The organism is Rhizomonospora bruguierae (assembly GCF_018397995.1).
GTDB lineage: Bacteria > Actinomycetota > Actinomycetes > Mycobacteriales > Micromonosporaceae > Rhizomonospora > Rhizomonospora bruguierae.
Map to the genome: position 1 here is coordinate 86,187 of NZ_BBQH01000010.1, position 19,449 is coordinate 105,635.

The window sequence follows — 19,449 nt, forward strand, 5'->3', positions numbered from 1 at the left end:
CATCCCCGCCGGAGTCAGCCCCTCGGTCAGCCCTTGGTGGCGCCGGCGGTGAGTCCGCCGATGAGCTGGCGCTCGGCGACGGAGTACAGCGCCAGGGCGGGGATCATCGCGAGCACCACGTACGCCAGGATCCGCGCCGTGTCGCTGGCGTACTGGCCCTGGAACTGCTGCACGCCCAGGGGGAGTGTCCACCAGCTCGGTTCGTTGAAGACGACCAGCGGCAGCAGGAAGTTGTTCCAGCTCGCCACGATGGCCAGCACGCTGACCGTGGCCAGCGCGGGGCGGGCCATCGGCAGCAGGATCTTCCAGAAGAAGCCGAACGGCGTGCAGCCGTCGACCGTGGCCGCTTCCTCGATCTCGTGCGGGATCTCCCGGAAGAAGCCGCGCAGCACGATGATGGTGATCGGCAGGCCGAACGCGGCCTGCGGGAGGATCACGCCGAGCGGGTTACCGAGCAGGCCGGTGGTGCGCAGCAGAATGAACAGCGGGAGGATCGCCACCGCGAACGGGAACATCAGCCCCATCGCGAAGAGGGTGAAGAAGAACTCCCGCCCGCGGAAGGCGAACCGGGCGAACACGAACGCCGCCATGGCCGAGACCCCGACCACGAGCACCGTCGTGGCGATGGCGATCAGCAGGCTGTTGCCGAGCTGCCGCCAGAACGAGGACGACGCGAGGATGTCGGTGTAGTTGCTGGGCACCCAGGGGTGCGGCAGCCCGAACGGGGTGTTGGCGAGCTGCCCGTTGTCCTTGAAGCCGCCGAGCGCCCCGTAGATGATCGGCACGATGATGGCCAGGCCGATGAGGATGCAGATGGCGTGCAGCAGGGCGGTGACCGCCGGGCTGCGCCGCCGTGGCCGCCGGCGGACCGCCGGTGCCAGGGTTCTCGTGCTCATGCCCTCGTAGTCCTCACTACCGTGATCGCACCTTCCATGTCGCGGCGCAGGACGAAGCGCTGGTACAGCAGCGCGAAGACCAGGCTGATGAGGAACATCGCCATGCTGATCGCGCTCGCGTAGCCGACCTCGTAGCGGCGGAAGCCGTACTGGAACATGGTGATCGCCATGGTCTCGGAGGCGTTCACCGGGCCGCCGCCGGTCAGCACCCAGACGGCGTCGAACAACTGGATCGTGCCGATGACCGACAGGAAGACCGCGATCCGGATGGTCGGGCCGAGCAGCGGCAGGGTCACGTGCCGGAACGTCCGCCAGGCGTCGGCGCCGTCCACCGAGGCCGCCTCGGTGAGTTCGTTGGGGATGCTCTGCCGGGCGGCCAGGAACAGGATCATGTAGAAGCCGAAGTACTTCCACGTGATCACGACGAACACCGCGTACAGCACGGTCGCCGGGTCGGACAGCCACTCGGTGGCCAGGCTGCCGAGGCCGACCTTCTCCAGCACGTTGTTCGCCAGGCCGACCTCGGGCGACAGCACCATCGTGAACAGCACGGCGGTGATCACCTCGGACAGCACGTACGGGGCGAAGAACATCACCCGGTACACGGCCCGGCCGCGGATCTTCTGGTTGAGTAGGAGCGCCAGGCCCAGCGCAACCGGCAGCTGCACGAAGACGGACAGCAGGATCAGGATCAACCCGCGCCACAGGTCGCCGATGAAGACGTCGTCGTCGATCAGCCGCCGGAAGTTGTCCAGCCCGATGAAGTCCTTCGGCAGGCCACCGAACCCGTTCCACTTGAACAGGCTGGTGTAGGCGGCCAGCAGGATCGGGCCGATGACCACGGCGACGAACAGGATCAGGGCCGGGGCCATGAACACGGCGATCGTCGGCCAGCCGCGGCCCTGGCGGGCGCCGGCGGACCGGCGGGGGCGCGGCGCGCGGGCCGGCGCCACCGCGGTCCGGGTGCGGGTGGCCGGCGGGCCGCTCATCGGCTCCGCCGGCTCCCCCTGGGCCGTGCCAGCCCGGTCGCTATCGCTTCGCTGCATCGGTGATGGCACTCGCAACCTGCTCGGGCGTCGCCTTGCCGGCGACCAGGGCGGCGACGCTGTCGTTGACCTGCGTGCCGATGGCCGGCGCCCACGCCTGGTCAAGGTACAGCTGGAAGCCGGTGGCGTCGGTGACGGTCTGCGCCACGACCTTCTGGTTCGGGTCGGTGAGCGCGTCCTCGGCACCCTTGGCGACCGGGATGATCGAGTTGGTCGCGGCGCACTTGCGCTGGCTGTCCGCCTCCAGCAGGAACTTGAGGAAGTCGACGGTCTGCGCCGGGGCCGTGGCGCCCACCGCGAACCCGTTGCCGCCACCGAACACGTCGGTGATCTTGCCGGCGCCGCCCTCGACCGCGGGGAACGGGAAGAAGCCGATCTTCTCGCCCTGGCCCTTCTTGTCGGTCGAGAACGCGGCCTCGGTCTCCGGCCCCCACTGGCCCATGAGCTCCATCGCGGCCTTGCCGTTGCCCATCGCGGCGGCCTGGCCGTCCGGGTTCGGGTAGGTGGCGGCGAGGAAGCCCTTCTGGAACGGCTGGAGGTCGACCAACTCCTTGAGGTGCTGACCGGCCTGCAGGATGGCGGGGCGGTTGAAGTCCTTGGCCGCGTTCGCCTCCTCCAGCGCGTTCATGCCGCCGACCCGCAGGGCCAGGTAGGAGAAGTAGAAGTGGGCGGGCCACTTCTCCTTGCCGGCCAAGGCGATGGGCGTGATGCCCGCGGCCTTGAGCTTGCGCACGTCATCCAGGAACTCGGCCCAGGTCTTCGGCGGGGCGGAGATGTTGGCCTTGCCGAACAGCTCCTTGTTGTACCAGAACCCGACCATGCCGTTGTCGAACGGCAGCGCGTACTGCTTGCCGTCCACCTGGTAGTACTTCAGCGGCACGGCCGAAATGTTGCTCACCCAGGACGAGATGTCGTTGGTGATGTCCTTGACCAGGCCGGCCTCGACCTGCTGGCGGAGCACGCCGCCGCCCCAGGAGCTGAACAGGCTGGGCGCCTTGCCGGACTGGGTGACCGTGGTCAGCTTGGCCTTGAACGCCTCGTTCTCCAGCGGCGTGATCTTGATGGTCACGTCCGGGTGCGCGGTCATGTAGTCCTTGGCCAGGTTGGCCCAGACCGACAGCAGCGGATCCGTGTTGGAGATGTGCCACCAGTCGATGGTGGCCTTGCCGCCACTGCTGCCCGAGTCGTCGTCGGAGCCGCAGGCGCCGAGCGCCATGGCGCCGACGCCGGCCCCGGCCAGGCCCAGGAGCGATCGGCGAGAGATACGGGTCGTCATAGCTGTCCCTTCAGCGGGCATGCGGGTCGGAGCGCCCGGGATCGGCCGCTCGGTGGTGGTACCGAAACATCCGGCTGAGTATCGAAAAGCTGGTTCGATGGCCGCACGTTACGACCACGTGACCCGAAGGTCAAGACCTGCGGCGTGGCTGCATAGCAACGGTTATCTCGATCTAGGCTCGGAGCACGCTTCCCGATTTAGTTTCGGAAAATCCCCGAAAACTTGCTCCGGAACCTTGCCGGTGCGGCGAGCGGCGTCGACGCAGCCCCGGACCCCACAAACTTTGCTATTCGTCGATGTCGTTGGAACCCACCGTATACCCAAAACCCCCGGCCACGGCGCTCCGTCCCACCCGCTGCCCGTGATCGACCGAGGCCACCCGGCGATCCGGCGCGACGGGCACCAAGCACCCGAATCGGACCTCCCGCACGCGCTCCCCGCTCGCCGAATTGCCTTGTGGCGCCCGGATTGGCGCGCTTCTGACCGCTTCGCACCCACCCCAAGTCCACGATCGCGGCGCCAAAATACGAGCAAAAGCACCTGGGACAGAGCCAGGCAGGCCGGTCCGGCGGCGGCCGGCCGTGGAACGTCGAATGGCGCGACGAGACGCCGGCGCGCAAAGGCCCCGTGGCGACCTGCGAGCGGGCGGAACCCCGCCGCTGCGGCGGGCGCTGCTCCAGTCGCGCCGGGATCCCAGCGGCCCGCGACGCCGTCAGCGAGCAGGCGCCGCCGTCAGCGAGCGCGGGCGAGGGCGGGGGTCAGCGGGCGCGGGCGGCGCGGGCGGCGGCGAGCAGGGTGGCCAGGTCGGGACGGAGGATCGCGGCGCTGAGCGCCCCGGCGGCCAGCGCCGCGGTAATGGCGGCCGGCGCGGGAAGCCCGCTCCCCAGGGGCGCCAGCAGGAGCCCGCCGGCCAGCACGGCCAGCGCCCGGCCCGCCGGGCCCGTCCAGTGCAGCCCGTGGCGCCGCCAGGCGATCACCACCGGGCCGCCCGCCGTGACCACGGTGCCCGCCAGGTACCCCAACGCGACGCCGCGCGCTCCCAGCGGGCCGCCGAGCGCGGCCACCACGCCAAGGCCGGTGAGGCAGCCGGCGACCGCGCAGAGCACCGGGATCCGCACGTGCTCGCCGCTCGACAGGGCGTTCACCGCCGGTACGGCCACCACGGCGAGATACGTGGCCGCCAGGATCAGCCGCAGGACCGGCGCGCCCTCGGCGTACCCGGCACCTCCGTACACGGACAGCACCTGCGGGGCCAGGACCAGCGCGGCGGCGAACGCCGGGGCGGGCAGCGCCAGCAGGGCGCGGGTGGACAGGTCCGCCTGCCGGCGCACGTCGGCCAGGTCGCCGGCGCCGTGCGCGCGGGCCATCGCCGGGAACAGCACCAGGCCCAGCGCGCGGGGCAGGAAGTACGCGGGGGCGACCAGCGTGACCGCGGCCGCGAAGTACGCCACCTCGGCCGGTGCGGTGAAGCGCTGCGCCAGGAGTTGGGTGCCCTGGAGGAACCCCATCGAGCAGAACGTGCCCAGGCAGGCCAGGCCGACGTAGGCGGCGATGTCGCGGCGCTCGGCAAGCGCGGGCGGGCGGCGCTGGCCGCGTCGCGCCGGGCGCAGCGCCCACCAGCCGCCGGCGGCGAACAGCGCGTACCCGGTGGCCAGCGGGAGCAGGTAGAGCCGCGAGCCGGCCGCCACGACCGCCGCCGTGGCCAGCAGCGAGACCGCCGATCCCGCCAACTCCAGCCGCGTGTACGCGGGCACCAGGCCGTACCCGTACAGGATGGCCTTCTGGACGCTGTAGACGCAGAAGGCGAAGCAGAGCGCGGCGACCTGCGCCGCGTCCACGGCGCCGAGGTGGAACGCGGCGGTGGCCCCCGCGGCGGCGCCGAGCGCGAGCAGCGCGCCGCCGGCCAGCCCGGCGCGTGCCAGCACCCGGTCCGCACCGCGGGCCGCCGCGGGGTCCGCGCGCCCGTGGTGGAACGGGATGTACCGGGACGCGGCGCTGGCGACCCCGGCGGGCAGCAGCAGGCTGGCGATGGTGGTGACCGCGATCAGCGTGCCGACCAGTCCGTAGGTCTCCCGGTCGGTGGCGTGGCTGACCAGCACGCCGTGCAGGAGCCGGGTGACGCCCAGCGCCGCCAGGGCGGCCATGGACAGCAGACCGGAACGCACGATCCCGGCGCGGGCGGGCGCCGTGGTCGCGGTCGCGGTATCAGTCACGCCGACCGGCGAGGCGGTCGATCACCTCGAAGTAGCGGTGCTTCTGGGCGCCCCAGCGCAGCGTCGCCATCACCTCGTCCGCCCGGCGGGCCTGCCGCAGCGCCCGTTCCGGGTCGCGCGCCAGGTCCAGCATCGCCCGGTACAGGTTCTCCGGGCTGGCCGGGTCGACGTAGCTGACCGAGTCCGCGGGGAAGTAGCGCTCGATGACCGGGTTCCGGAAGGTGATGACCGGGACGCCGATCGCGGCGTACTCGAGCAGCTTGGTCGGGAGCACCTCGTCGGTCCACGGGTCCCGCTGGCTGGGCACCAGGCCGAGGTGGACGCGGCGCAGTTCGGCCGGGATGTCGGTGATCGGGTACAGCCGCTCGGGCAGGTCGACGGCGTCGGCCAGCCCCAGTTCGCCCACCGTGGCCCGCAGTTCGTCCAGCCCGTCGCCGCTGCCCCGCACCTGGAGGCGGGCACCGGGCAGCTCGGGGCGGAGCCGGGCCAGGGCGGCGGCGGCGTTGGCCAGGCCATGCCGGGGCGCGATCAGGCCGTGGTAGCTGAACACGACCTCGCCGGCCGGGTCCCACGAGCGGGGCTCGCCGGGGGCGAACAGCCGCTCGTCGGGGCAGTTCATCACCACGGTCACGGGCCGTCGGGTCCGCTCGCGCAGCTGGTCCGCGTACGGGTCGTGCACGGTCAGCACCTCGGAGGCGAACCGCAGCGAGGCCGTCTCCGTGGCCCGCACGCCGGCGAGCACCCGGGGGCGCCGCGCGAACTTCGACGCGAACAGCCGCGACGTCAGGTCGTGCACGTCCAGCAGCACCGGGACCCCCGCCAGGCGCTGCACGGCGGCGGTGAACACCAGCGCTTCGGGCATCGAGTGCGCCTGGAGCACGTCGAACGTGCGCGGGCGCCGGGCCAGCCAGGCCGCCGCGCGGGCGCCGAACCCGCCGTACAGCGACAGGTACGCCTTCGCCGAACTGCCCCGGTACTTGCGCACCGGCAGGTGGACCACGCGGACGCCGTCCACGGTGTCCGTCTCGGGCCGGCCGGCGGCGTGCAGGGCCAGCACGGTCACGTCGTCCCCGCGGGCGGCCAGCGCCTCGGCCTGGCGGCGCACCCGGGGGTCCGACTCGTACTCGCTGACCACCACCATGCCCACCCGCCGGGGGCGGGTCGGTGCCGGGGGCTTCGCGGGATGCGTACGCAGCGTCGGTGCGGTCACGGCGCCGAGGATAGGAGCCGTACCGGGTCCGGTGACAGCGGGTACACGGCTGTGTACGGAGCTTTCATACGGCGGTTGCCGGTACGACACCGGGACTTCACCGGGCGGCACCGTCGCACCGGTGTGCCACCCTTGTCCGGTGAGCGACCGACCGATTCTGCTCGTGGACACCCCCAGCCTGTACTTCCGGGCGTTCTTCGGCATCCCCGAGTCAGCCGCCAAGGCGCCGGACGGCAGCCCGGTCAACGCCGTCCGCGGCTGCCTGGACATGCTGGCCACGCTGGTCCGCACCCGCCGGCCGGACCGGCTGGTCTGCGCCCTGGACTTCGCGTGGCGGCCGTCCTGGCGGGTGGCGCTGATCCCGTCGTACAAGGCGCACCGGGTGGCGCCCGACGGCGGCGAGACGGTGCCGGATCCGCTGGTGCCGCAGATCCCCGTCATCCTGGACCTGCTGGGCGCCGCCGGCATCGCCACGGCCGGCGCCGAGGACCACGAGGCGGACGACGTGCTGGGCACCCTCGCCACCACGGAACCCGGTCCGGTGGAGATCGCCTCCGGCGACCGGGATCTGTTCCAGCTCGTCGACGACGCCAAGCCGGTCCGCCTGCTGTACTGCGGCCGGGGCGTGGCCAAGCTGGAGCCCTGCGACGACGCGGCGGTCCGGGCCAAGTACGGGATCCCCGGCGCGGCCTACGCCGACTTCGCGGCGCTGCGCGGCGATCCCAGCGACGGGCTGCCCGGCGTCCCCGGTGTCGGGGAGAAGAGCGCCGCCCGCCTCATCTCCCGCTACGGCACCCTGGAGAACCTCCTGGCCGCCCTGGACGCTCACAACTCCGGCGACCGCGGCTCCGACTTCGCCCCCGGGCTGCGCACCAAGCTCGCCGCGGCGCGCGACTACCTGGTGGCCGCCGGCCCGGTCGTGCGGGTCGCCCGCGACCTGGACCTGCCGGCCATCGACACCACCCTGCCCGCCTGCCCGGCCGACCCGGACCGCCTGCTCGACCTCGCGGAGCGGTGGAACGTCGCCGGCCCCTGCCGCCGCCTCGTCGACGCGATGTCCGCCGCCGCCTAGCTCCGGCCCGGTCTGCCCGGGCCGGGTCAGCCGATGGCGTGGTAGGCCAGGACGCCGCGGTTGATGGCGGTCATCGCGGCCCGGGCGGTCTCCCGGAGGCCGGGCGACGCCGCGCCGGCCTCGGCGAGCTGGCCGAGCAGGTCGACGACCTGGCGGGCCCAGCGGACGAAGTCGCCCGCCGGCATGTCGCCGTCGACCGTGTGGCCGCTGGCGAGCACCTTGGCCAGCGGTTCGCCGCGGGCCCACCGGTAGATCGGCCAGGCGAAGCCGAGGTCGGGTTCGCGGGTGAGGTCCAGCCCCCGGCGCGCCTCGTCGGCCTCCAGGTCGGCCCAGGTCTTCAGGGTGGCCTCGACGGCCTCGGAGACCGGCCCGCGGGGCAGCGAGGCGCGCTCGTCGGTCTCCCGGCGCGCCTCGTACAGCACCGTGGAGGCGGCGGCGGCGAGTTCGGCGGAGGCCAGGCCGTCCCAGGCGCCCCGGCGCAGGCACTCGGCGACGAGCAGGTCCGCCTCGGTCCAGATCCGGGAGAGCATGCGCCCGGCGGGGGTGACCTCACCCTCGGGGCTGAGGTAGCCGCGGTCGGTCAGCAGCGCGCACACCCGGTCGAAGGTGCGGGCCAGCGACCCGGTGCGCCCCGCGACGCGATCCTTGAGCGTGTCGGTGTCGCGCTGGAGGCGCTGGCGGCGCTCCGCCCAGCGGGCGTGCTCCTCGCGCTCCGGGCAGGCGTGGCACGGGTGGGCGCGCAGGGCCCGGCGCAGGTCCAGCAGTTCCTGGTCCTCGCCGGTGCCGCGGGACCGGCCCGCGCGCCGGCCGGCGGGGTGCCGGTCCACGCCGGTGGCGCGCATGCTGGCGGCCAGGTCCCGGCGGGCGGCGGGCGAGCGGTGGTTGAAGTGCCGGGGCACCCGGACCCGGGCCAGCGGCTCCACCGGCGCGGTGAAGTCGGTGGCGGGCACCCGGCCCGCCCACCGGTCCTCGGTGAGCACCAGCGGGCGGGGTTCGCCGAAGCCGTTGACGTCCGGGTCGAGCACGACGGCCAGGCCGGCGCGGCGGCCGGACGGGATGCGGATGACGTCCCCGATCCGCAGCCGCTCCAGCGACGACACCGCCTGGGCGCGGCGCTGGGCGGCGTTCTGCCGGGCGAGCGCCTTCTCCCGGTCGGCGATGGTCACCCGCAGCGCGAAGTACTCCTCGAACTCGCCGTGGTGGCACCGCATCTCGGCGGTGTACGCGTCGATCGTTTCGCCGTTGCGCTGCACCTGCCGGGCCAGGCCGACGACCGAGCGGTCCGCCTGGAACTGGGCGAAGGAGGACTCGAGCAGTTCCCGGGAGCGGTCGAAGCCCACCGTGCCGACCAGGTTCACCGCCATGTTGTACGAGGGCCGGAAGCTGGACTTGAGCGGGTAGGTGCGGGTGGAGGCCAGGCCGGCGACGTGGCGCGGGTCCACCTCGGGCGTCCAGACGACGACGGCGTGCCCCTCCACGTCGATGCCGCGCCGGCCGGCGCGCCCAGTGAGCTGGGTGTACTCTCCCGGGGTCAGCTCGACGTGCGCCTCGCCGTTGAACTTGACCAGCCGCTCCAGGACCACGCACCGGGCCGGCATGTTGATGCCCAGGGCCAGGGTCTCGGTGGCGAACACGGCCTTGACCAGGCCGCGCACGAACAGCTCCTCGACGACCTCCTTGAACGCGGGGAGCATGCCGGCGTGGTGCGCCGCGAGCCCCCGCTCCAGGCCGTCCAGCCACTCCCAGTACCCGAGCGCGCCGAGGTCCTCGTTCGGGATCGCCTCGGTCCGGGACTCGACCAGGGTGCGGATCTCCAGCCGCTCCTCGGGGCTGGTCAGGCGCAGCCCGGCGGCGAGGCACTGCTGGACGGCGGCGTCGCAGCCGGCGCGGCTGAACACGAACAGGATGGCCGGCAGCAGGCCCTCCCGGTCCAGCCGGTCCACGATCTCGGGGCGCAGCGGCACCGGCCAGCGGCGCCCGCGGGGTGGGCGGCCGACGCGGCCCCCGCCGGTGTCCACGTCCAGGCGGCGGACCAGCTCCCGGGTGTACCGCAGCAGTTCCGGGTGCACGTCGTGCTTGCGGGCCGCGTCCGCGTCGTGGAACAGGTCGAACATCCGCCGGCCCACCAGCATGTGCTGCCACAGCGGCACCGGGCGGTGCTCGCTGACCACCACGGCGGTCTCGCCGCGCACGGTGACCAGCCAGTCGGCGAACTCCTCGGCGTTGGAGACCGTGGCGGACAGCGAGACGAGCGTGACGCTGGCCGGCAGGTGAATGATCACCTCCTCCCAGACGGCGCCGCGGAACCGGTCCGCGAGGTAGTGCACCTCGTCCATCACCACGTAGGACAGCCCGCCCAGGGCGGCGGAGCGGGCGTACAGCATGTTGCGCAGCACCTCGGTGGTCATGACCACCACCGGGGCGTCGGCGTTGATGGCGTTGTCGCCGGTCAGCAGGCCGACCCTGGCGGCGCCGTACCGGTCCACCAGGTCGTGGAACTTCTGGTTCGACAGCGCCTTGATCGGCGTGGTGTAGAAGCACTTGCGGGGCCGGCCGTCGCCGCTGGCGCGCAGCGCCAGGTGCACCGCGAACTCGCCGACCACGGTCTTGCCGGCGCCGGTCGGCGCGCAGACGAGCACCCCGCTGCCCCGCTCCAGGGACTGGCACGCCTCGCGCTGGAAGTCGTCCAGGTCGAAGCCCAGGTCCGCGGCGAACTCGTCGAGCGCGGGGTACGCGGCGGCCTGGGCGGCCCGCCGGCGGGCCGCGGCGTACCGCTCGGCGGGGGAACTCATACGGCTAGGCTATTCCATTCCCCTTCCGGATCTGGCGGCCCTGCCGGCTCCCGGCGACCCCGCCGCCCGCACGCTGGCCGGTCACCCGCGGTGGGCGGACCACGCCGGAGCGCCCGGTGCCCGGGTCGGTATGGTGCACGTCGTGCCGGACAATGCGGATCCGCCCCGTACGCCCGACCCCCGGCCGCGCCGGGACGCCGTCCTGTTCGACTTCCACGGCACCCTGGCGCAGGTGGAGCCGGCGGTGGAGTGGGTGCTCGCGGCGGCCGCCGAGGTGGGTGTCGACCTGGACCGGATCCGCGCCACCCACCTCGCCGACCGCCTGGTGACCGCAGGGCGGGCGGGCGGCCCGGTGCCGGGACGGGTACCGCCGCACCTGGCCGAGGTCTGGACGGACCGGGACCTGTTCGAGCACTGCCACCGGGCGGCGTACGTGGGGCTGGCGGAGACGGTCGGCGCCGGCGTGCCGGGCCTGCCGGAGGCGCTGTACGACCGGCTGCTGCGCCCCGAAGGCTGGGCGGTGTACCCGGATACGGCACCGACGCTGAAGGCGCTGCGCGCGGCCGGCGTCCGGGTCGCGGTGGTGAGCAACATCGGCTTCGACATCCGGCCGCTGTTCGACGCCTGGGGGCTGGCCGACGCGGTCGACGAATACGTGCTCTCGTACGAGGTGGGCGCCTGCAAGCCGGACCCGATGATCTTCCTGCGGGCGTGCGCCGCCCTCGGGGTACCGCCGGAGCGGGCGCTGATGGTCGGCGACACCCCGGCCGACGCCGGCGCCGTACGGGTCGGCTGCCCGGCGCTGGTGCTGCCCGCGGCCGACCCGGCCGAGCCGAACGGCCTGGGCGCGGTGCTCGGCCTCGTCACGCCATAGTGGCGCTCGGACCGGCCAACCGGCAGCAGCGCTCCGCCCGCCAGCCCCGCAGCGGCGCTGGGCCCGTCAACCCGTAGCGGTCAGCACCCGCAGGGCGCCGGGCACGGCGGTGATCTCCACCGGGAGCGGGCAGGTGCGCTCGCCGTCGGCGTACGCCCGGATGCCCTCGGCGGCCAGGCCGACCCGGCGCGCCCGGTAGGTGCTCACCGCCGGGTGGTTCACGTGGGTGCCCAAGTACACCTGGGGCTTGATCCGGGCGAACGTGGTCCGGCTTATCGGGCGAACGACCACCACGTCGAGCAGACCGTCGGTCGAGTCCGCCGCCGGGCAGATCCGCATGCCGCCGCCGTAGCAGGGCCCGTTGCCCACGGCGACCAGCACCGCGTCCAGGTCGGCGCGCTGGCCGTCCAGGTGCAGGGCGTACCGGCGGGGGCGCAGGCGGGCCAGTTCGAGCGCGATCGCCACGTCGTACCGGCGGGGGCCGCGCGGGAAGCGCATCGTGTTGGCCCGCTCGTTCACGATCGCGTCGAAGCCGGCCGCCAGCACGGCCCCGTACCAGCGGCGGTACCCGCCGGGGCCGGCCAGATCGGCCAGGTCCACCGGCCGGGTGGTACCGGCGCGCAGCGCGGTCGCCAGCGCCCGGGCGGCGGCGAGCGGCTCGCCGGGCAGCCCCACCTCGGCGGCGAAGTCGTTGCCGGTGCCCGCCGGCACGGTGCCGAACGGTACTGCGGTACCGGCGACGGCCTGGAGCCCGAGGTGGACGGTGCCGTCGCCGCCGACGGCGACCAGCGCCCCGGCGCCCTCCGCGACCGCCGCGCGGGCGGCCTGCGCCGCCGCGGCGGCGCTCGGGGCGTCGAGCAGCCGGACGGGCCGCCCGGCCGCCCCCAGCGCGTCCAGGACGGCCGGGAGCAGGCCCTCGTGGCGACCCCGGCCGGCGGTCGGGTTGGCCAGCACCGCGACCGGCCCGTGCGGCGTCACCGGCGGCGTCAGGTCGTCTCGTCGTAGCGGTCGTCGAGCGGTCGCGGCCGCTGGATCGGGGCCGGCGGATCGACCGGCGACGGCGGCTCGACCGGCTCGGCGGTACCGATTGGCTCGGCGGCGCCCACCCGCTCGTACTCCATCTCCAGCGGGGACACCTCGTCGTCGTCCAGGCCGGCGTAGATGGCGTTCTTGCGGGCCCGGCGACGGTCGTTCAGGTACGCCACGAACACCGCGCCGAAGTACAGCAGGCCCATCGCGGCGGCCAGCGCGGTCATGCCGAACGGGTCCGGTGTCGGGGTGACGATCGCGGCGAACAGGAAGGTCAGGAAGATGACCGGGCGCCACCAGCCGAGCAGCCGGCGGGCGGTTACCACGCCGGCGAAGTTCAGCATCACCACCGCGAGGGGGAACTCGAACGCGATGCCGAACAGCAGCATGACGCCGGTGACGAAGTCGAAGTACCCGGTGACGTCGATGCTGATCTGGAAGTCGTTCATGCCGAGGAAGAAGACCAGGCTCTTGGAGACGACGAACCAGGCCAGGAACGCGCCCGCCGCGAACAGCGGGACGGCCACGGCGGTGAACGCGTACGTGTAGCGGCGCTCCCGGCGGTGCAGGCCGGGCGCGATGAACGCCCACAGCTGGTAGAGCCAGATCGGCGAGCCGATCAGCAGGCCCGCGTACAGGCCGATGCGCAACTGGAGCAGGAACGTGTCGACCGGCGACCGGGCGTTGAAGTCGCAGCGGAACGCTCCCGGCCCGGTCCAGTGCTCACGCTGGAAGTCGCAGTAGGGCGAGTTCAGGAAGTCCTGGATGTGCCGGGCGAAAAACACCCCGACCACCAGGCCGGCCACCACGGCCAGGCTGGCCTTGAACAGCCGGCTGCGCAGTTCGCGCAGGTGCTCGACCAGGGTCATCGAGCCGTCCGCGGCGCGCTCGAAGCTGCCGGCGGCGCGGCGACGGGGAAGGAGGTTCATCGCGGCGGGGCGGGTCGGTCAGGCCGGCTCAGCGGTCCTTGACGCGCTCCACCGGGTCGACCACCGGCGAGGGTGACGGCTCGTTGTCGCCGGGCAGCGGCTGCCGGGCGGCCTGGGCGTCGGCCTTCTCGGCGAGATCCTTGTCGTCGTCCCGCAGGCCCGCCGTCTCCGCCTTGATGATCCGCATCGAGCGGCCCAGCGAACGGGCGGCGTCGGGCAGCCGCTTGGCGCCGAACAGCAGGATCAGCACGACCACGACGACGATGATGTGCCACGGCTTGAGAGCGCCAGTCATGGGGAACTCCGTTGGTCTGAGGGTGTCGACGCCCATGGTACGTGCGCGGGGGCGCCGCGCCACCATACCCCCGGGCCCGATCATGGAGTTTCGACGCCCGGCTCCTGCCGTTAAGGACGAGTTCGTCCCCGCTGCGTCGCGGCGACCTTGGACTCCAGGCCGGCCAGCTTCTCCCGCAGGGACTCCGCGGTGGCCTGGAGTTCGCGCGCCCGCCCGGCCGTGCGCTCCAGGCGGCGCAGGGCACGCTCCAGCGTCGGCAGCCGGCGCACCACCGGCCACGCGGCCAGCGCGAGCACGACCAACCCCAGCACCAGACCGCCGAGCAGGATCAACCACACCACGCCGAACACCCTAGGGCACGACCGCCGCCCGCGCCGGGTTCTCCGGCGTTCACCCGTTCGGCGCGGCGTACGCCGCGAGCGCCTCGGCGGCCTGCTCCCGGACGCTGGCGACCAGTTCCGGCGGGCCGAGCACGGTGACCCCGGGCCCCACCCCCAGCACGAACCGGCGCCCCCAGGACAGGTCGGTGACCCGCAGTTCCACGATCCACTCGTCGCCCGAACCGGGCCGCACCGCCTCCACCGGGTAGTACTCGGTGATCCACCGGGCGTGCCGGCCGACCCGCAGCGTGATCAGCGGCAACTCGGGCGAGGGCCGGAACACGCCGGCGCCCAGGTCCTTCGGGCGGGCCTGGGGCGGCGGGGCGGCCGGCTCGTCCAGTTCGGCGAACGCGTCGATGCGGTCCACCCGGAACAGCCGCACCGCCCCGGCGCGGCGGCACCACGCCTCCAGATACCCGCGCCCCTCCACCATCAGCACCCGCATCGGGTCGACCACCCGCTCGGTGGTCTCGTCCCGGGTGCGGGCGTAGTACGTGATGCCCAGCGCCCGGCCGCGCTGCACCGCGCCCCGGATGGTGTCCAGGCGGTCCTCGTTGCCGGGCAGCCGCACCGCGACCTGGGGGCCGGGCACGTCCCCGGCCGCGTGCTCGATCTTGGCCAGGGCGCGCTCGATCGCGTCCCGCTGCGCGACGCCGGGCGTCTCGGCGAGCATCCGCAGCGCCACGGTCAGCGCGAGCGCCTCGTCCGGGGTGAGCCGCAGCGGCCGGTCCATGCCGGCGTCGTAGGTGATCGTGACGGTGTCACCGTCGAAGGCCATGTCGATCAGGTCACCCGGGCCGTAGCCGGGCAGCCCGCACACCCACAGCAACTCCAGGTCCTCGCGCAACTGGCGCTCGGTCACGCCGAGGTCGGCGGCCGCCTCCGCGACGGCGATGCCGGGCCGGGCCAGCAGGTACGGCACCAGGTTCAGCAGCCGGGCGAGCCGGTCCGCCGAGGCGGCGCTCACGTCATCACCGCCGGATCCGCCGCTTCGTGCCGGGCGACGGCCTCCTTGAGCAGTTGGATCACCGCGTCGCGGACCTCCGGCGGCTCGAGCACCCGCGCGTCCGCGCCGTACCCGACGATGCCGGCGGCCACCCCCTCGGCGTCCGAGTACGGCAGGACCAGGCGGTCCCCCTCGGGGGTCGGCACGCACTCGGCGGCCCACCGGCGCAGCCCGGCGGCGCGCCCGGGGCGCACCAGCACGGTGGCCCGCCCGGTCCGCTCGACCGGGCCGGACCAGGTCGCGACGTGGCTGATCAGATCCACGCCCGGCGGCGGCTCGTACGCGCCGGCCGGACCGGTCGCCTTCACCGGGCCGACGATCCGGGACAGCCGGAAGCAGCGGGCCGCCTCCCGGGCCAGGTCGTGCCCGACGACGTACCAGCGCCCGCGCCAGCACACCACGCCCCACGGCTGGAGGCGGCGCCGGTCCGGCGCGTCCCCCTCCGGGCGGCGGTACTCGAACGTGACCGCCCGCCGGTCCCGGGCGGCGGCGGTGAGCGGGGCGAACGCCGGGTCCACGGTGACCACCGGCTCGACGCCGAGCGTGGCCTGGGTGTCCAGGTCGATGCCGGAGGCGCGCAGCTTCGCCAGCCCGGAGGAGGCCGCCGCGGCGAGGCCCGCGTGCTGCCACAGCCGCGCGGCGATGCCGACGGCCGCCGCCTCGTCCGGCGCCAGCGAGATCTCCGGCAGGGCGTACGCCCGCGGCGCGATCCGGTACCCCGGCTCGGCGTCGAACACGCTGGCGGTGCCGGTCTCCAGCGGCACGCCCAGGTCGCGCAGTTCCGCCTTGTCTCGCTCGAATTTGCGCTGGAACGCCTCGTGGTCCTTCGGGTCGTCCGGGTCGTGCTCGTACCCGGGCACGGTCGCGGCGATCTGCGCGGCGGTCAGGAACCGTCGCGTGGCGAGCAGGCAGATCACCAGGTTGACCAGGCGTTCGGTCCGGATGCGGGACACCAACCGAACCTAGCAGCCATTGGTACGCCTGTGCGTATGCGGCACGGGACCCGTTCGGGTCACCGAGGCGCCGGTAGCGACTCAGATACATTCGGTCACCTATTAGTCACTAGCCGCGACTCGCCGTATCCACTGGGTCATGCTCATCGGCGCCAGGCAACCGGGCCTGGTGGTTCCTGGGGAGGAGACCCATTGATGGGACCGATCGGTTGGAAGCGGACCGTCACCACCCTGGTCGGCACGGCGGCCCTGGCCGCCGTGCTGGTCAACGGGGTGCCGGCCAACGCCGCACCCACCGCGAAGCCGGCGCCCGCACCGGGCGCTGACGCCTCGGCCGCCACTCTGGAGGCCGCCGCGATCAAGGCGTACCTGACGAACTACCCGGGGCTGACCGAGGCGCAGGCCCGCGCCGCGTACGCCCAGCAGCGACAGCGCAAGGCCGTGTACGAGCGGGTGGCCGGCGACACGTTCGGCGGCGCCTGGTTCGACCCGCGCGGCGGGGTGCTGCACCTCGCGGTGACCTCCGCGGCCGCGGAGGCGAAGGCCGCGGACGCCGGGCGCTCGGTCGGCGTCCCGGTGTCCACCCACCGGGTCAAGCACAGCTACGCCGACCTCCAGCGCCAGGCCGACGCGCTGCGCCGGGGTACCGGTGCGCTGAGCCAGGCCGCCCGCGGCCAGGTCGGCATCGACGTGCCGGGCAACCGAGTGGTCGCCGCGCTGCCCGCCGGCCGGCTGGCCGGGCTCCGGGCATCCGCGCCGGCCGGCGTCGCCCTCGCCGCCGACCCGGGGATCAGCACCGAGGAGGACGCGGGCTGCACCAGCCGGAACGCCTGCGACTACACGATCCGCGCCGGCTCGATGCTCTGGTACGGCTCGTCCGGGTACATCTGCTCGGTCGGGTTCACCGCACGCACCTCGTCCAACCAGCGGTACGTGTACACCGCCGGGCACTGCAACAGCGGCAGCGCCACCTGGGGCACCGGCGGGCAGTCCATTGGCCCGATGACCTCGTCGATCGACTCGGGCGCCTACGACGCCGGCATCATCCGGGTCGACAACTCGTGGTTCGCCTACGACGCGGGCGGCGAGATCTACCAGACCCTGTCGGTGAACTACGTGGCCCCCACCCTGAGCTACATCTGGGTCGGCGACGTGGTCTGCCTGGCCGCCAACTACCCCGACCCGGGCGCGACCTCGAACCTGTGCGGCACCGTCGGCAGCACCAGCGACGCCTCGGTGCGCGGCATGGTGCGGGTCGACGGGCTGGACGCCTGCCCGGGCGACAGCGGCGGCGGCTGGTACTGGCTGGGCTCCTCCACCTACCGGGTGGCGTACGGCATCCACAGCCGCAGCGACACCGGCTGCCACGGCGACCAGGGCGGTAGCCGGTCGTGGTTCAGCCCGCTCCCGACGGTCGCCCCGCTGTGGGGCCTGACGGTCGAGACGCGGTAGCCGGTCACGAGGAAAGCCGGCGGTGGGACGGGCGATGGGAGGCGCCCGGACCCACCGCCGGTGCCGTATGTGCCGGGCGCCCGCGCCCGGCGGGACTTAGGCTCGGGCCGTGCCCTCCGACACCGGCCGCGCGGACCTCACGCCCGAGGAACCGGCTACCGGGGAGGGCGCGGCGGGCGGCGGCGAGGAGAGCCTCGGCACCGTCATCATCGCCGGCCTGGCCAACCTCGCGATCGCCGCCGCCAAGGCGGTCGCCGGCCTGATGTCCGGCTCGGCCGCGATGCTGTCCGAGTCGGCGCACTCGGTGGCCGACACGGTCACCGAGGTCCTGCTGTTCACCGCGCTGCGCCGGGGCGCGAAGCCGCCGGACGACCGGCACCCGTTCGGGTACGGCAAGGAGCGGTACGTCTGGGCGCTGTTCGCCGCGATCTCGCTGTTCGCCGCCGGCGCCGGATACTCCTTCCTGCACGGGTACGACACCATCCGGTACGGCGAGGAGGTCGGCAGCTTCCTCGTCGCGTACGTCGTGCTGGCGATCTCCTTCGTCATCGAGTGCGTCTCGCTGACCCGGGCGCTGCGGCAGGTGCGCTCCGCCGCGGCGCGCTGGTCCACCACGCCGCGGCGGTTCCTGCGGCTCACCGCGGACACCGCGGTGAAGGCGGTGTTCCTCGAGGACACCGCCGCCCTGATCGGCCTGACCCTGGCCGCCGCCGGCCTGGCCCTGACCGAGCTCACCGGCAGCCGGTTCTACGACGGCGCCGCCTCCATCGCGATCGGCGTGCTGCTGCTGGTCGTCGCGGGGATCCTGACCCACACGAACGTGTCGCTGCTGGTCGGCCGGGCGGTACCGAAGGCGGTGTACCGGCGCATCCACGAGGATCTGTCCGGCGTGCCGACCGTGGACCGGGTCGGCACCCTGCTCACCATGCAACTGGGCCCGGACGAGATCCTGGTCGCCGCCCGGGTGGACTTCGCCGACGACGCCACCGGCGCGGACATCGAGGCCGCCGCGGACGAGGCGGAGCGGCGGCTGACCGAACGCTACCCCGGCATCAAGTACCTGTTCCTGGACCCGACCCGGGGCCCGTCGACCCGGAGGCGTTAACGTCGTGGCCATGATTCTCTGGCGGGACGGGCTGGTGACCGCGCTCGGCCGCCGGTGGCGCGGTGCCCTGGAACTGACCGCCGAGGTGGCGGGCCGGCCACTGCGCGCGCTGGCCCACCCCGACCTGGTCGGCGAGCCGGCCGTCGGCGACCGGGTGCTGCTCAACGCCGGCGCGCTGGCGCTGGGCCTGGGCACCGGCGGTTACGCCCTGGTGGTCGCGCTGCCCGACCGCCTGCCCCCGGACCCGCCCCGCCCCGCGCACCGGGACGCCGGCCACCTGGTCAAGGCCCGGTACACGCCGCTGCAACCGATCGTGCTCGGCGTCGACGAGCCCGCCTCCGAGCACCACGCGGCGCTCGCCGACGCCGACGACCTGGCCGGCCTGCCGGTGGTCGCCGCGGACCTGCACTCCGCCCTCCCGGCGGTCCTGGCCGGCGTGCTGGCCGAGCGCCCCACGGCCCGGGTCGCGTACGTGATGACCGACGGCGGGGCGCTGCCGGCCTGGTTTTCCCGCACCCTGGACGCCCTCGCCGGCACGCTGGCCGGCACGGTCACCGTCGGCCAGGCGTTCGGCGGCGACCTGGAGGCGACCACGGTGCACATGGGACTGCTCGCCGCCCGCCACGTCCTCGGCGCCGACGTCGCCGTGGTCACCCAGGGGCCGGGCAACCTGGGCACGGGTACCCGGTGGGGCTTCTCGGGGGTCGGCGCCGGCGAGACCGTCAACGCGGCGCACACCCTGGGTGGGCGGCCGATCGGCGCGCTGCGCATCTCGGCCAGCGACCCCCGCCCCCGCCACCGCGGCGTCTCCCACCACAGCCTCACCGCGTACGGCCGGGTCGCGCTCGCCCCCGCCGAACTGGTCGTTCCCGGCGGCCTCCCGGAGGATCTGGCCGCCGAGGTGGCGGGGGCGCTCGCTCC

The 19,449-nt window shown here is 74.0% G+C and carries 17 protein-coding genes; 5 read left to right on the forward strand and 12 right to left on the reverse strand.

The features are described from left to right. Positions 1-26: 26 nt before the first annotated feature. From KJS59_RS00450 to KJS59_RS00470, 5 genes are all read right to left on the reverse strand, one after another. Entirely contained in the window at positions 27-896 is an 870-nt protein-coding gene (locus tag KJS59_RS00450; protein ID WP_213450169.1) for a carbohydrate ABC transporter permease, read from the reverse strand. Beyond that, entirely contained in the window at positions 893-1,885 is a 993-nt protein-coding gene (locus KJS59_RS00455; protein ID WP_213450170.1) for a carbohydrate ABC transporter permease, read from the reverse strand. Before KJS59_RS00455 ends, KJS59_RS00450 begins: the two co-directional genes overlap by 4 nt. A 40-nt stretch (positions 1,886-1,925) precedes the next feature. Next, complete coding sequence (locus tag KJS59_RS00460; protein WP_213450171.1) at positions 1,926-3,218, reverse strand: extracellular solute-binding protein; 1,293 nt, start codon at positions 3,216-3,218, stop codon at positions 1,926-1,928. Positions 3,219-3,976: 758 nt separating this feature from the next. Continuing rightward, on the reverse strand, positions 3,977-5,431 hold the full coding sequence (locus tag KJS59_RS00465) for a lipopolysaccharide biosynthesis protein (protein WP_213450172.1): 1,455 nt from the start codon (positions 5,429-5,431) through the stop codon (positions 3,977-3,979). Beyond that, entirely contained in the window at positions 5,424-6,641 is a 1,218-nt protein-coding gene (locus tag KJS59_RS00470) for a glycosyltransferase (protein WP_213450173.1), read from the reverse strand. Before KJS59_RS00470 ends, KJS59_RS00465 begins: the two co-directional genes overlap by 8 nt. Before the next feature lie 139 nt (positions 6,642-6,780). Here KJS59_RS00470 and KJS59_RS00475 point away from each other — a divergent pair, with 139 nt between their 5' ends. Then, a complete protein-coding gene (locus KJS59_RS00475; RefSeq protein ID WP_249713750.1) occupies positions 6,781-7,713 on the forward strand; it encodes a 5'-3' exonuclease in 933 nt (310 codons plus the stop codon). Positions 7,714-7,739: 26 nt separating this feature from the next. Here KJS59_RS00475 and KJS59_RS00480 read toward each other — a convergent pair whose 3' ends face one another. Beyond that, positions 7,740-10,505 carry a DEAD/DEAH box helicase gene (locus KJS59_RS00480; protein WP_213450175.1) on the reverse strand — a complete coding sequence of 922 codons (2,766 nt, stop codon included), beginning with the start codon at positions 10,503-10,505 and terminating at the stop codon, positions 7,740-7,742. 142 nt (positions 10,506-10,647) lie between these two features. Here KJS59_RS00480 and KJS59_RS00485 point away from each other — a divergent pair, with 142 nt between their 5' ends. Continuing rightward, positions 10,648-11,379, forward strand: a complete 732-nt coding sequence (locus KJS59_RS00485; RefSeq protein ID WP_376771101.1) for an HAD family hydrolase — start codon at positions 10,648-10,650, stop codon at positions 11,377-11,379. Positions 11,380-11,445: 66 nt separating this feature from the next. Here the strand turns inward: KJS59_RS00485 and KJS59_RS00490 are convergent, their stop codons facing one another. The 6 genes from KJS59_RS00490 to KJS59_RS00515 form a co-directional block, all read right to left on the reverse strand. Continuing rightward, positions 11,446-12,357 (reverse strand): diacylglycerol kinase family protein, encoded by a 912-nt coding sequence (locus KJS59_RS00490; protein ID WP_249713751.1) that lies wholly within the window; start codon positions 12,355-12,357, stop codon positions 11,446-11,448. Between the two features lie 8 nt (positions 12,358-12,365). Next, positions 12,366-13,337 (reverse strand): twin-arginine translocase subunit TatC, encoded by a 972-nt coding sequence (gene tatC, locus KJS59_RS00495; RefSeq protein ID WP_249713752.1) that lies wholly within the window; start codon positions 13,335-13,337, stop codon positions 12,366-12,368. 28 nt (positions 13,338-13,365) lie between these two features. Continuing rightward, the gene (gene tatA, locus KJS59_RS00500) at positions 13,366-13,632 is read right to left on the reverse strand and encodes a Sec-independent protein translocase subunit TatA (protein WP_213450177.1); all 267 of its coding nucleotides are present in this window, start codon (positions 13,630-13,632) and stop codon (positions 13,366-13,368) included. Positions 13,633-13,742: 110 nt separating this feature from the next. Next, positions 13,743-13,973 carry a hypothetical protein gene (locus KJS59_RS00505; protein WP_213450178.1) on the reverse strand — a complete coding sequence of 77 codons (231 nt, stop codon included), beginning with the start codon at positions 13,971-13,973 and terminating at the stop codon, positions 13,743-13,745. 49 nt (positions 13,974-14,022) lie between these two features. After that, positions 14,023-14,979: a helix-turn-helix transcriptional regulator gene (locus tag KJS59_RS00510; RefSeq protein WP_213450179.1), complete on the reverse strand. Its 957-nt coding sequence runs from the start codon at positions 14,977-14,979 to the stop codon at positions 14,023-14,025. After that, a complete protein-coding gene (locus KJS59_RS00515) occupies positions 14,976-15,971 on the reverse strand; it encodes a helix-turn-helix transcriptional regulator (RefSeq protein WP_213450180.1) in 996 nt (331 codons plus the stop codon). The genes KJS59_RS00510 and KJS59_RS00515 overlap by 4 nt, the downstream gene beginning before the upstream one ends. 195 nt (positions 15,972-16,166) lie before the next feature. Here KJS59_RS00515 and KJS59_RS00520 point away from each other — a divergent pair, with 195 nt between their 5' ends. From KJS59_RS00520 to KJS59_RS00530, 3 genes are all read left to right on the forward strand, one after another. After that, positions 16,167-17,423, forward strand: a complete 1,257-nt coding sequence (locus tag KJS59_RS00520; RefSeq protein WP_213450181.1) for a S1 family peptidase — start codon at positions 16,167-16,169, stop codon at positions 17,421-17,423. A 109-nt stretch (positions 17,424-17,532) separates the two neighbouring features. Then, entirely contained in the window at positions 17,533-18,528 is a 996-nt protein-coding gene (locus KJS59_RS00525; protein WP_213450182.1) for a cation diffusion facilitator family transporter, read from the forward strand. A 10-nt stretch (positions 18,529-18,538) separates the two neighbouring features. Next, on the forward strand, positions 18,539-19,449 hold a 911-nt coding region (locus tag KJS59_RS00530; protein WP_249713753.1), incomplete at its 3' end, for a DUF3866 family protein.